A 12978-nucleotide genomic window follows, 5' to 3' on the forward strand; every position below is an offset into this window, starting at 1 on the left:
CCCTGCCCATCTCTCTACGACACGCAGTAGTATTTACTACGTCCCGTAGTACGGCTGGGTTGGGGGTTACAGGTGGACGCGTTGGACGTTGCCCGCTGGCAGTTCGGTGTCACCACCGTCTACCACTTTCTCTTCGTGCCGCTGACCATCGGCCTGTCCGTGCTGGTGGCCATCCTGCAGACGATGTGGCACCGCACCGGCAACGAGCGCTACCTCAAGCTCACCAAGTTCTACGGCAAGCTGTTCCTGATCAACTTTGCCATGGGTGTGGTCACCGGCATCGTGCAGGAGTTCCAGTTCGGCATGAACTGGAGCGACTACTCCCGCTTCGTCGGCGACATCTTCGGCGCGCCCCTGGCCATCGAGGCGCTTGTCGCGTTCTTCCTCGAATCCACCTTCATCGGCCTGTGGATCTTCGGCTGGGACCGGCTGCCCAAGCGGGCGCACCTGGCCAGCATCTGGGCCGCCGCGATCGGCACCAACCTGTCCGCGTACTTCATCCTCGCCGCGAACTCGTTCATGCAGAACCCGGTCGGCTACCGGATCAACCCCGACAGCGGACGCGCCGAACTGACCGACTTCCCGGCCGTGCTGACCAACAAGGTCGCCCTGATCACCTTCCCGCACACCCTGGCCGGCTCGTTCCTGGTCGCCGGGTCGCTGATCGTCGCGGTCGGCCTGTGGCACGTCATCCGCAACCGCGACTCCGCCGACACCGGCGCCTACCGCTTCGCCACCAAGTTCGGCTCCTGGGTGGTTCTGGTCGCCTCCGCGGCGGTGCTGTTCACCGGCGACATCCAGGGCAAGATCATGACGGATGTGCAGCCGATGAAGATGGCCGCCGCCGAGGGCCTCTACACCACCGAGAGCCCTGCCTCGTTCTCCGTGCTCACCATCGGCAGCCTCGACGGCAGCCGCGAGGTGTTCGCCCTGAAGATCCCGTACCTGCTGTCGTACCTGGGCACCGGCGACCCGCACGGCACCGTGCACGGCATCAACGACCTGCAGGCCCAGTACGCCACCCAGTACGGCGCGGGCAGCTACACCCCGATCATCCCGGTCACCTACTGGAGCTTCCGCTTCATGATCGCCTTCGGGATGGCCGCCGGCGCGATCGCCCTGCTGGTGCTCTGGAGCCAGCGCAAGGGCCGCACCCCGAGCAGCAGGTGGCTGCTGCGCGCCGGCCTGGCCATGCCGGTGCTGCCGCTGCTGGCCAACTCGTTCGGCTGGATCTTCACCGAGATGGGCCGCCAGCCGTGGATCGTCTTCGGCGAGATGCTCACCCGCAACGGGGTGTCGCGCAGCGTCTCGCTGACCGAGGTGCTCACCTCGTTCACCGCGTTCACGCTGATCTACGCCACCCTCGCCGTCATCGAGGTCAAGCTGCTGCTGCGCTACGCCAAGGCCGGCGTGCCGGACGTCGACGAACAACCCCCCACCGACGACACCGACGACGCCGAGCGCCCGCTCGCCTTCGCCTACTGATCCCGGAGCCCATCGTGGACCTGACCACCATCTGGTTTCTCCTCGTCGCCGTGCTGTTCACCGGGTACTTCATCCTGGAGGGCTTCGACTTCGGCGTCGGCATGCTGCTGCCGGTGCTCGGCCGTGACGACCGGGAACGCCGCGTCCTGATCAACACCATCGGGCCCGTCTGGGACGGCAACGAGGTGTGGTTGATCACCGCCGGTGGCGCCATGTTCGCCGCGTTCCCGGAGTGGTACGCCACCCTCTTCTCCGGCTTCTACCTGCCGCTGCTGCTCATCCTGCTGGCCCTGATCGCCCGGGGCGTCGCGTTCGAGTACCGGCACAAGCGCCCCGAGGCGTCCTGGAAGCGCCGCTGGGACACCGCGATCGTGGTCGGCTCGCTGCTGCCGGCGTTCCTGTGGGGCGTGGCCTTCGCCAACATCCTGCGCGGGGTGCCGCTGGACACCGACCACGAGTACGTCGGCGGCCTGGTCGACCTGCTGCACCCGTACGCCCTGCTGGGTGGGGCGACCACCCTCGCGCTGTTCCTCACCCATGGCGCGGTGTTCATCGCCCTGAAGACCACCGGCGACATCCGCGAGCGTGCCGGCGCCCTCGCGGTGCGCCTGGGCGTCGGCACCGCCGTGCTCGCGGTCGGCTTCCTGAGCTGGACGCTGAGCATCCGCTCCAGCACGGCCGCCGTCGTGCTCGCCGTCGGCGCGGCGCTCGCCCTGCTCGGTGGCCTGGCCGCCGCTCGGGTACGCCGGGAGGGCTGGGCGTTCACCGGCACCGCCGTGGCGATCGGTCTGGCCGTGGCGACCCTGTTCGCGGCGCTGTTCCCGAACGTGCTGCCTTCCACTCTGGACGCGGCCGGCACGCTGACGGCCACCAACGCCGCGTCCACCCCGTACACCCTGAAGATCATGACCTGGGTGGCGGTGATCTTCACTCCGGTGGTGCTGGCCTACCAGGGCTGGACGTACTGGGTGTTCCGCAAGCGCATCGGCGTAGCCAACATCCCCCAGCACTGACCGCCCGTCCCCGCCCGCCCCCTCGCCCCGGCCGATCATGGACTTGTGGTGCCCGATTCGAGGCGTCGAGGACCTTTTGTCCCCACCACAACTCCATGATCGGCCGGGTCATCGGCGGGGGCGGGCCGGTATATCGGCTGTCGGCGCGGATCCGCGTCGCTACGGTGTGCCGATGCACGTACGTGAACTCACCGCCGACGACCTCGACGCCGCCTGGGAGCTGGGCCGGGTCGCGTTCGGCAACACCTCGGAACGAGCGGCGAGCACGAGGGTCGCGGTGCCCGGGTTGACGCGCTACGGCGCGTTCGACAAGGCCGGGCGGCTCGTCGGTAAGGCCGTCGACCTGCACCACGACCAGTGGTGGTCGGGGCGGGCGGTGTCGGCCGCCGACGTGGCGGGAGTGGCGGTCGCCCCCGAGGCCCGTGGTCGGGGAGTGGCTCGTGCCATGCTCACCGCGCTGCTGCGCGGCGCCCGCGAGCGCGGTGCGGCCGTCAGCGCGCTCTACCCGACCGTCGCCGCCCCGTACCGGTCTTGCGGCTGGGAGACAGCCGGGGTGCTACGGACCGTCGACCTGGCCACCGCCGCGTTGCCCCGGCACCGACCCGACTCGCGGTTCGCGGTGCGTGCGGGCACCGCGGCCGACCTGCCGGCCGTCGCCGCCCTCTACGAGCAGGTCACCCGGCACCGCAACGGCCTGTTGACCCGCCAGGGCGAGTTGTTCGACGCTGACGGTGGCCTGCCCGGCGACGGGCTCACCCTCGTCGAGACCGACGGCGAGCTGGTGGGCTACGCCACCTGGCAGCGGGGCCGCGGTTACGGTGCCGACTCGGTGCTCACTGTCGACGAGGCCCTGGCGGTCACCGCCGAGGCCGCCCGGGAGCTCGTCGGTGTGCTGGCCAGTTGGGCCAGCGTCGCGCCGACCCTTCGACTGTGTCCGCTCGACGGCGACGCGGTGAGCACCTGCTTGCCGCTGGAGTCGGCCCGCGACCACGAACGGGATCTGTGGATGCACCGGCCCGTCGACGTCGCCCGCGCGGTGAGCGCCCGTGGCTGGCCGGCCCACGTCCGGGGGTTCGTGGACTTCAGCCTCACCGATCCGCTCGCCGAGTGGAACACCGGCACCTGGCGGTTGGCTGTCGCCGACGGTGCCGCCGAGCTGACCCGCCTCGACGGCGAGGCGGACCTGCGGCTGGATGTTCGCGGTTTCGCGTTGCTGTACACCGGGGCGTCCGGCGCCCGATCGGTCGCGCACGCGGGCCTGCTGCACACCGCCGGTGTCGCACCGGACGCCCTGGACCTGCTGGGCGCGGGCGGCCCGGCGCAGGTGCTCGACTACTTCTGACCGGTCAGGGGTACGCGCATGCCCCGGACCGGTCCGCCGACCTGCGGCGGGCACCGCTGCGCCCGGGTCAGGCCGCCAGTTCGGCGTTCGCGCGTTGGGTGACCACTGTGAGCACCCGGGCGGCGGCGCTCGCCTCGTCGGCGGGGATGTCCGCGTAGAGGCGGGCGGTGATGCCGGAGACGGCGTCCGCGACGCGGGCCTGCGTCGCCTGACCGCTGTCGGTGAGCCGGATCCGTGCGCCGTCGGTGTCGTCCTGCGCGAGGTTCGCATCGACGAGTCCGGCGATCATCTCCCGCACGGCCGGCCCGTCGACCTTGAGTGTGCTGGTGATCCGGTGTGTGAGGTGATCGCGTTCGACGGGCCCGTCGGCGAGGGCGTTGAGCGCGAGCACCTGCCCGAAGCTGACCCCGAGCGGAGCGGTGGCACGCTCCAGCAGGGCGCGGGTGGCGTGGTGGGCCTGGCCGATGACCTGGCCGTTGAGGGTGGGAGCGGTGGACATGACGCCTCCTTCTGAACGTTGGCTGCACCAACGTTGGTGCAGCCAACGTAACACGGAGATCGTGGGTCGCGCCAACGATTCCTGTTAGGCTCCCGACCATGGAGTCCACCGCCCCGCAGTCACCCGCCGGGCTACGCAGCACCCCGACGTGGCTGCTCAACCAGGCCGCCAGCCACGCCGGCCGCCTCATCAGCGAGGGATTCGCCGCACACGACCTGCGCGGCTACCACTACCGGCTGCTCGCCGCCCTGGCCGAGGACGGCCCCGCCAGCCAGGCCGACCTGGGCCGACGCTGCGCCATCGACCGCAGCGACGTCGTGGCAGCCGTCAACGACCTGGCCGGTCGGGGACTCGTCGTACGCGCCCCCGACCCGGCCGACCGCCGCCGCAACGTCATCAGCCTCACCGCCGCCGGCGCCGACGAGGCCCGCCGGATGACCGACACCGTCGGCCGGGTCCAGGACGATCTGCTCGCCCCGCTGTCCGCCGCCGAACGCGACGAGCTGACCCGCCTGCTCACCCGACTGCTGGACCACCACACCCGCCGCTGAGCACCCTCAGCGGGCCTCGCGCAACTCCGCCAGCCGTGCCTCGATCTCGGCCAACTCGGCGCGCAGCTTCTCCGCCTGCTGCTCCGCCTCCGCCCGCTCGGTGCCGAGGATCTGCTCCACCGCCTCCTGCACGCCGGGCACGTCGACCAGGGCCACCATCTTCAACGCCTCGGCCGGCTTCACCACGTACGGCTTCGCGAGGGCCTTGCTGCCCTGCTGCGCGGCGACGGTCCACTCGCCGTCGGCGTACGCCAGCGTCACCGTCAGACCGGCGGGGCTCTTCGGCTTGACGGCCTTGACCGCCCGCCGCGCCGGCGCCTTCTCCGTCTGCTCCACCTTCGGTTCCTCCTGTCGCGGCGCGGGCACCCGCGGCGTGTCCAACACGAACTCCGGCTCCACCACCGGGGGCGAAGACGGCTGTTCCGGCTCCGGTTTCGGCTCCACCACCCGGCGGCCCGCGCCCTTCGGCGCGACCGCCAGATCCGCCGGGGAGAACGGCAACTCGTCGCGGCCGAAGCGCACCACCACGAACTCGTCGGACACCTCGGGGTCGGTCAGCTCGATCACCTGACCGACCTGACCGGCGATCTGCCCCGCCGACGCGGTGAACACCACCCGCGGCTTACGCCCGGCCGACAACGCCTCCCGGATGCTCTGCACCTCGTCAGTGGACAAACCCTGGCCGGCATCCATCACAACCCTCTTCCGTACACCTGTTTGATTGCTGTCTTGATACCAGCCCGCTGCGACACCCGCCGCACGGGGCCTCAACCGCCCAGAGCCCGCAACGCCCGGTCCGCGTGGTCGTTCATGCTGACCTCGCTGTGGATCACCTCGATGATCCGCCGGTCGGTACCGATCACGAACGTCATCCGCTTCGTGCTGATCGGCCCCAACGGCACCCGCCGCTTGACCCCGAACGCCCGCGTCACCGTCCCGTCCACATCCGACAGCAGCGGATAGTCGAAGCCGTTCAGCGCCGAGAACTCGGCCTGCTTCGCCACCGGATCGCGGCTGATCCCCACCCGGGAGGCGCCCAGCGCCGTGAACTCCGCCCCCAGATCCCGGAAGTGGCAACTCTCGGCCGTGCAGCCCCGGGTCATCGCCCCCGCGTAGAAGAACAGCACCACCGGCCCGGTCGCCAGAAACTCCGACAGCCGCCGTGGCGTGCCCGTCTCGTCCGGCAGCTCGAAGTCCTCCACGACGTCGCCGACACCCACACCCGCCACCGCGCACCTCCGTTGTCCGATCGAACGCGCGGTGAGCGTAAGCGATCACACCCGGAGCGCCGAACACCTCACCCGCGACCGTCGCGGCCTGCGCCCGCACGCCGACGACCGACCCGCGCCGGTCACGGTAGCGTGGGCCTATCCCACCCGACAGCACTGGAGGCGCCGTGGCACCGGTCACCGTCATCACCGGCGGTGGACGAGGTATCGGCGCGGCCACCGCCCGCCGTCTCGCCGTGGCCGGGCACCACATCGCCCTGTGCTACCGCCGTGACGACGCCGCCGCCAACGCCGTCCTGTCCGACCTGCGCGCCTCCGGCGCACAGGCCATCGCGGTACGCGCCGACACCACCGACCCCGACCAGGTCGCCGACCTGTTCGACGCCGCCGCCCACCTCGGTTCGCTCACCGGCCTGGTCAACAACGCCGGCGTCACCAGCCTCATCGGGCCCTTCACCGAGCTGCGCGTCGAGGACCTGCGCCGGGTCGTCGACGTCAACCTCGTCGGTTACGTCCTCTGTGCCCAGCAGGCCGCCCGTCGACTCACTGACGGCGGCGCGATCGTCAACGTCTCCTCGGCAGCGGCGACCCTCGGCAGCCCGGGGGAGTACGTGCACTACGCCGCGGTGAAGGCCGCCACCGACACCCTCACGGTGGGGCTGGCCAAGGAACTCGCCCCGAGAGGCATCCGGGTCAACGCCGTCGCACCCGGCATCGTGCGCACCGACATCCACGCCGACTCCGGCGTACCCGACCGGGCCGACACCGCGGTCGGCCGCATCCCGCTGGGCCGCGCCGGTGAACCCGACGAGATCGCCGCCGCCATCGCCTGGCTTCTCGGCCCGGACGCCTCGTACACCACCGGCACGGTGCTGCGTGTCTCCGGAGGTCTGTGAGCCGGGGCGCCGCAGCACCCCGGCTCACACCCTCAGTGGGTGAACAGCTTCGCCGCCGTGATCACCGTCTGCACGACTCCGTAGCCGAGCAGCGCCGCCACCACCAACCAGGAAACCCACAACCGGGCCTGCTGCCCGGTTCGGCTGTCGTCGCTCATCGCGTGCCACTCCTCTGCACCGTCGTGTCCTCGTTCACGTCCTGCTGTTCCGATGGTTCGTGGTAGCGCTGCGGCACCGGCCGCACCAGCAGGTTCGCCACGAAGCCCACGGCCAGCACGCCCACCATGGTGAACAGCGCCGGCCGGTACGCCGCCGCCGTCAACGTGCCCGGCTCACCCTGCGCGTCGAGGAACCCGTTGACGATCAGCGGTCCGGCGATCCCCGCCGCCGACCACGCGGTCAGCAGCCGACCGTGGATCGCGCCGACCTGGAACGTGCCGAACAGGTCCCGCAGGTACGCCGGCACGGTGGCGAACCCGCCGCCGTAGAAAGACAGGATCACGCAGGCCAGCAGCACGAACAGCGCCGTGGCGGTCTGCCCGACCAGCGCCAGCAGCGCGTACAGCACCATGCCGACACCCAGGTACACCAGGTAGATCGGCTTGCGGCCGATGACGTCCGAGGTGGACGACCACACGAACCGGCCGGCCATGTTGAACAGCGACAGCAGACCCACGAACCCACCGGCCGCCGCGACGGTCACCGCCGACGTGCCGTTGTCCCGGAAGAAGTCCTGGATCATCGGGCTGGCCTGCTCAAGGATGCCGATGCCAGCGGTCACGTTGCAGAACAGCACCACCCACAGCAGCCAGAACGAGCGGGTCTTCACCGCGTTCGCCGCCGACACGTTCGCCCTGGTGACAAGCGGTTTCGCCGCCACGCTCGCGGGGTCGAACCCGACCGGCCGCCAGCCCTCGGCCGGCACCCGCACGTTCGCCACTCCGAACATCATGATCACGAAGTAGCCCAGGCCCAGCGTCACGAACAACCACACCAGGGCGCTGCCCGACGCCGTCGAGCCCGCGTTGGCCGGGTCGTAGCCGGGGTCGTAGAACGACAAGAGCTGCCGGGACAGGGGAGAGGCGACCATCGCCCCACCACCGAACCCCATGATCGCCAAACCGGTGGCCAACCCCGGCCGGTCCGGGAACCACTTGATCAACGTGGAGACGGGGGAGATGTAACCGATGCCCAGACCGATGCCGCCGAGCAGCCCGTAGCCCAGATACAGCAACCACAGTTGCTTCGTGGCGATGCCCAACGACCCCACCAGGAAACCCGCCGCCCAGAAGCAGGCCGACACGAACATCGCCTTACGCGGCCCGTTCGCCTCCACCCAGGTCCCGGCGACCGCGGCGGACAACCCCAGCATCACGATCGCGATACTGAAGATCACCCCGATCGCGGTCTGACTGGTGTCGAAGTGGGCGATCAGCGAGTTCTTGTAGACGCTGGTCGCGTAGACCTGACCGATGCAGAGGTGGATGGCCAAAGCCGCCGGAGGGATCAGCCAACGGCTGTAGCCGGGCGGCGCGACGGTGTGCCGACGGTCGAGTGCGGAAAGCATGCGCTGCTTCCTCTCCGGAGCGGGCGGGAGACGTCCCCCTCACATGCCCACACCGGGCCGTGCCGGCAAACCTCGCCGTCGCCGGACGGTCGAAACCGTGAGCTGAGCGGTCAGTCAGTAGCCCACCCGCCGAACCGCTCATCTAGCCGGTCGGCTCCGCCCGCCAGATCCAGTTGCGTCGCTCGTACAGCGGCCTCATCCCCAGCCGGAGCATGTTGTCCAGCGACGGGTTCGACGAACCCGGCGCGGGTCGGCCCGTCTCGGCGGAGACCCACCGGCAACCGACCGCCGCGGCGGCGGCCACCCGGGCCGCCAACAGGCCCGACTGCGCGCCCCGACCCCGATGTGTCGGCAGGGTGGCACCGGTGTTGAGCGAGCCGACGTCGCCGTGCACGAACAGGTTCGCGGCCGCCACCATCTGCGCACCGTCCCACGCGGCGAACGGGCGGAAACCCGGATCACGCACGCTCTCGGCCAACATCGGCCCCAGGTGCTCCTCGGGCATCCCGAAGCAGCGCAGCACCACCGACGCCCACTCGCGCACCGACTCGTCCGGGACCGGACCCACCCGCAGGTCGGTGCCACCCGGGTTCAGGGCGTCGATCCCACCGGCGAGCTTGACCCACACACCGCCCGCCGTGATGTTCTCCCGCACGCAGATCTCGTCCCAGTCCGCCGGCAGCCGATCCGGGGCGATCTGGATGACCGCGCTGGGTGTGCCCTCGGCGCGGTAGAAGTCGCACACCTGGGCGATCAACTCGCCCGTCACCGGCTGGTCGACGCCGAACCCGAGCGCCTTGGACCAGTAGCCGGTCGGGTCGTGGCGCATCGACAGCACCACCCCGCCGCCCAGCCTGGCGGTCCGGATCCCGAGCGCGTCGCGAACCTCGGCCGACGCACCCGACTCGTACCGGAACATGAACTCGGCCTCGGCCAGTTCGGCGAGCGCGCCTACCGTCTCAACACGTGCCATTCGGCACAGCCTGCCAGGGTGCGACGCACGCCGGCGCCGGCGCTGCCGGCGCCGTGAGCAGCGCCACTACCGCAGGCCCGGGGCGTGCCAGCCGCCGGCGAGGGCGTCGGCGTCCGCCGGACCCCAACTGCCCTTGTCGTACGACCGCACCGGCGCCGGCAGGTCCAGGATCGGCTCGACGATGCGCCACTCCTGCTCGATCGTCTCCGCGCGGGCGAACCGCAGGTGCTGCCCGTCCATCGCGTCGTCGAGCAACCGCTCGTACGCCTCCTGGCGACGACCGAACACCGACCCGAAGTCGACGGACAGGTCCACCGGACGGCTCGCCACCTCGGCGCCCGGGCTCTTGGCCTGGATCGACATCGTGATGCCGTCACCACGCCCGAGGCGGAAGCGCAACAGGTTCGCGACGGTCGCCGTGCCCCGCTCCACCGGGATCAACGAGCGCGACGGCTGCTTGAACTCGACCACGACCTCCGTCGCCGTCCCCGGCAGGGACTTGCCGGTGCGCAGGTAGAACGGCACGCCCGCCCAGCGGGGGGAGTCGACCGTCAACCGGGTCGCCACGAACGTCTCCGTGTTGGAATCGGCGGCGACGCCCGGCTCGTCGCGGTAGCCGGCGTACTGCCCCCGCACCGTGGACTCCGGCGACAACGGGACGACCTGCCGCAGCACCGCGGCCTCCGCCTCCCGGAACGCCGCCGTGTCCTCACTGGCCGGCGCCTCCATCGCGATCAACGCGACGACCTGCAGGATGTGGTTCTGCAGCACGTCCCGGGTCGCGCCCACCGTGTCGTAGAACCCGGCCCGCCCCTGCGTACCGAAACCCTCCGCGAGGGTCACCTGGACGTTGTCGATGTGCTCGTTGTTCCACAACGGCTCGAACAACCGGTTGGCGAACCGGAAGGCGTAGAGACCCTCGACGGCCTCCTTGCCCAGATAATGGTCGATGCGGAACACCCGTTCGGGGTCGAACGCGCCACGCAGTCGGCGATCCAGCTCACGGGACGACGCCAGGTCGCGCCCGAACGGCTTCTCCACGATCACCCGGCCCCGGTCGGCCAACCCGACCGCCGCGAGGCCCTCGACGACGGAGGAGAACACCGCCGGCGGAATCGCCAGGTAGAAGACCGGCCGCTCGGCGTCGCGCAGGCGCTCGGCCAAGCGCTGGTACGTCGTCGGGTCGGCGTAGTCACCGGAGATCATCGAAAGGTTGCCCGCCAGCCCGTCGAAGGTCTCGTCGTCGATCTGGTCGCTGGCCTCCAGCACCGACTTGCGGGCCATGGTGACGAGCTGCTGGTCATCCCAGGGGGAGCGGGCCACGCCGATCACCGGGACGTCGAGGCGGCCGCGCCGGGTCAACTCGTACAGCGCCGGGAACAGCTTCTTCGAGACGAGGTCTCCGGTAACGCCGAACAGCACCACCGCGTCTGAGCGCATGTGCATGGCACTTCCATTCGATCATCTGATTCTGATCTTCCGAACGGAGAACGGCGCGGCCCAGCGCGAGAATTCCCTGCGCGGGGCGCACGTGAGGTCGGCGACAGCGACGGCGCTTACCGTAAGAACATTCGCAGCCCAGGTGTGACGCGGGCAACGCCCCCCACCATGATCGGCGAAGTTCGATCATGGTGGGGCCTCCGAAGATCTGTCGGTAGGGGAGGAGAGACTCCCAACATGAGTCCACCCTTCGGGACCGTGGTCATCACGGGCGCCGCCGGCCGCATCGGCAGCGCACTCCGCCACGCCCTCCGCGACGAGACCCGCCACCTCGTCCTCGTCGATCGCGACCCACTAACCGCGCAGTCGCCGGTGGAGCGGGTCATCCGCCTGGACCTCACCGACCTCGACGCCCTGATCTCGGCGTTCGAGGGCGCTGACGTGGTGATCCACCTCGCCGGGCTGCCGGACGAGGCCCCTCTCGCCGACCTGCTGGACGCCAACGTGCTCGGCACGTTCCACGTCCTCGAGGCCGCCCGTCGGCAACAGGTCGACAGGGTCGTCCTTGCCAGCAGCAACCGGGTCACCGGCTTCCACCCCGTCGGCAAGACCGTCAACCCCGAAGATCCGGTCCGACCAGACGGGCTCTACGGGGTGAGCAAGGTGGCAATCGAGGCTCTCGCCCGCCTGTACGCGGACAAGTTCGCCCTGTCCGTGGTGTGCCTGCGCATCGGCAGCTTCGAGGACAGACCAGACGACGCCCGATACCTCGCCACCTGGCTCAGCCCACGCGACTGCCTCGGATTCATCCGAGCGGCCATCACCGCACCCGACGTCTCCTTCGCCACCGCCTACGCCGTGTCGGCCAACACCCGCCGGTTTTGGGACCTCGACGCCGGCATCCAGCTCGGTTACACGCCGGTCGACAACGCGGAAGACCACGCCGCCCACGTCCTCGGCGCCGACGACCCCATCGACTCCCACGCACCCCAGGGAGGCAGGTACGCCAGCGCCGAGACCACCCTCAGCCACATCCGCGGCGGGCAACCGAACCACTGACGGAAGGAGTGCAGGATGGACCACACCGCCCAGCGGGGGAGAACCCGTCAATGAAGCTGGCAGTCGACCAGTCACCAGGCACCGCACCAGAGGTGGTTTGCCTGCCCATGTTCAGCATGACCCGCGCCGCCACAGCTGCCGCGTTCGGCCCAGCCCTCGCCGGCGCGGGCCTGCGAGAGACGTACCTCGACCTGCCCGGCCACGGAGACACCCCCGCAACCTGCCCGGCCACCTCCCAGGCGGTGCTGGACGTGGTGTGCGCGTGGCTCGACGACCACGTCGACGCGCCCGTCCTCCTGGCCGGCGCCTCCTACGGCGCGTACCTCGCCGCCGGGATCGCCCGCCAACGCCCCGAGCTCGTCCGCGGCCTGCTCCTCGTCTGCCCCGGTGTCACCATCGCGCCGAGCAGCCGCACCCTGCCCGAGCACCGCCCGTCCGCGGCACCCGCCGGCTGGCTCGACGAGGCCCCCACCGACCTTCGCGCGCACCTCGACACCGCGCTGGGCCACCGCACCCCGGCCGTCGTCGGCACGGTGCTCGCCGCCCTCGCCGCCGGCGGCCCCGGCGACGACACCTTCCAGCGGGCCCTGCAGACCGGCCCCGGGTACGCGTTGCCCGACGAGGACGTCGACACCCCCTTCCACGGCCCGGTCAGCGTGCTCACCGGCCGACAGGACGGCGTCGTCGGCTACATCGACCAGTTCCACGCCATGCGCCGCTACCCCCGTGGCACCTACACGACCATCGACCAGGCCGGCCACTACCTGCCCTTCGAACAACCGGCCCTGCTGCGCGCGCACACCCAGGACTGGCTGCGGCGAACCCAGTCCTGACTTTTGTCACGAGCACCGTGTGCACCACACATCGAAGGTTATGACTAACTGCACTGTGGCGCGTCCCGTCCCGTCCACGAGACTCGATCCA

General features: G+C 70.5%; 14 protein-coding genes. 7 read left to right on the forward strand and 7 right to left on the reverse strand.

Annotated elements, in window-relative coordinates; all coding sequences use genetic code 11:
• Window positions 1–72 precede the first annotated feature (72 nt).
• From O7614_RS17460 to O7614_RS17470, 3 genes are all read left to right on the forward strand, one after another.
• Window positions 73–1485, forward strand: coding sequence for a cytochrome ubiquinol oxidase subunit I (locus O7614_RS17460; protein WP_278139521.1), 1413 nt, complete (start codon window positions 73–75; stop codon window positions 1483–1485).
• A 14-nt stretch (window positions 1486–1499) separates the two neighbouring features.
• Window positions 1500–2498, forward strand: a complete 999-nt coding sequence (cydB, locus tag O7614_RS17465) for a cytochrome d ubiquinol oxidase subunit II (RefSeq protein ID WP_278139522.1) — start codon at window positions 1500–1502, stop codon at window positions 2496–2498.
• A gap of 172 nt (window positions 2499–2670) precedes the next feature.
• On the forward strand, window positions 2671–3840 hold the full coding sequence (locus O7614_RS17470) for a GNAT family N-acetyltransferase (protein ID WP_278139523.1): 1170 nt from the start codon (window positions 2671–2673) through the stop codon (window positions 3838–3840).
• Between the two features lie 67 nt (window positions 3841–3907).
• On the opposite strand, the gene O7614_RS17475 is transcribed toward O7614_RS17470, so the two are convergent.
• Window positions 3908–4339: a hypothetical protein gene (locus O7614_RS17475; RefSeq protein WP_278139524.1), complete on the reverse strand. Its 432-nt coding sequence runs from the start codon at window positions 4337–4339 to the stop codon at window positions 3908–3910.
• Between the two features lie 98 nt (window positions 4340–4437).
• Here O7614_RS17475 and O7614_RS17480 point away from each other — a divergent pair, with 98 nt between their 5' ends.
• Window positions 4438–4890, forward strand: coding sequence for a MarR family transcriptional regulator (locus tag O7614_RS17480; protein ID WP_278139525.1), 453 nt, complete (start codon window positions 4438–4440; stop codon window positions 4888–4890).
• Between the two features lie 6 nt (window positions 4891–4896).
• On the opposite strand, the gene O7614_RS17485 is transcribed toward O7614_RS17480, so the two are convergent.
• Window positions 4897–5583, reverse strand: a complete 687-nt coding sequence (locus tag O7614_RS17485) for a hypothetical protein (RefSeq protein ID WP_278139526.1) — start codon at window positions 5581–5583, stop codon at window positions 4897–4899.
• Between the two features lie 74 nt (window positions 5584–5657).
• The gene (locus tag O7614_RS17490; RefSeq protein ID WP_278139527.1) at window positions 5658–6119 is read right to left on the reverse strand and encodes a peroxiredoxin; all 462 of its coding nucleotides are present in this window, start codon (window positions 6117–6119) and stop codon (window positions 5658–5660) included.
• A gap of 167 nt (window positions 6120–6286) precedes the next feature.
• On the opposite strand from O7614_RS17490, the gene O7614_RS17495 reads away from it, so the two are divergent.
• Entirely contained in the window at window positions 6287–7015 is a 729-nt protein-coding gene (locus O7614_RS17495; RefSeq protein WP_278139528.1) for an SDR family oxidoreductase, read from the forward strand.
• A gap of 32 nt (window positions 7016–7047) precedes the next feature.
• On the opposite strand, the gene O7614_RS17500 is transcribed toward O7614_RS17495, so the two are convergent.
• From O7614_RS17500 to zwf, 4 genes are all read right to left on the reverse strand, one after another.
• Window positions 7048–7173, reverse strand: coding sequence for a hypothetical protein (locus O7614_RS17500; protein ID WP_278139530.1), 126 nt, complete (start codon window positions 7171–7173; stop codon window positions 7048–7050).
• Window positions 7170–8582, reverse strand: a complete 1413-nt coding sequence (locus O7614_RS17505; protein ID WP_278139531.1) for an OFA family MFS transporter — start codon at window positions 8580–8582, stop codon at window positions 7170–7172. The genes O7614_RS17500 and O7614_RS17505 overlap by 4 nt, the downstream gene beginning before the upstream one ends.
• 142 nt (window positions 8583–8724) lie before the next feature.
• Complete coding sequence (locus tag O7614_RS17510; protein WP_278139532.1) at window positions 8725–9555, reverse strand: hypothetical protein; 831 nt, start codon at window positions 9553–9555, stop codon at window positions 8725–8727.
• Window positions 9556–9621: 66 nt separating this feature from the next.
• Entirely contained in the window at window positions 9622–11001 is a 1380-nt protein-coding gene (gene zwf, locus O7614_RS17515) for a glucose-6-phosphate dehydrogenase (protein WP_278139533.1), read from the reverse strand.
• A 231-nt stretch (window positions 11002–11232) separates the two neighbouring features.
• Here zwf and O7614_RS17520 point away from each other — a divergent pair, with 231 nt between their 5' ends.
• Together O7614_RS17520 and O7614_RS17525 are read left to right on the forward strand one after the other, a co-directional pair.
• Window positions 11233–12054 (forward strand): NAD(P)-dependent oxidoreductase, encoded by an 822-nt coding sequence (locus tag O7614_RS17520; protein WP_278139534.1) that lies wholly within the window; start codon window positions 11233–11235, stop codon window positions 12052–12054.
• A 107-nt stretch (window positions 12055–12161) separates the two neighbouring features.
• Entirely contained in the window at window positions 12162–12887 is a 726-nt protein-coding gene (locus O7614_RS17525) for an alpha/beta hydrolase (RefSeq protein ID WP_278139535.1), read from the forward strand.
• Window positions 12888–12978 lie beyond the last annotated feature (91 nt).

The sequence above is a fragment of the Micromonospora sp. WMMD961 genome, from assembly GCF_029626145.1.
In the GTDB taxonomy this organism is placed as follows: Bacteria; Actinomycetota; Actinomycetes; order Mycobacteriales; family Micromonosporaceae; genus Micromonospora.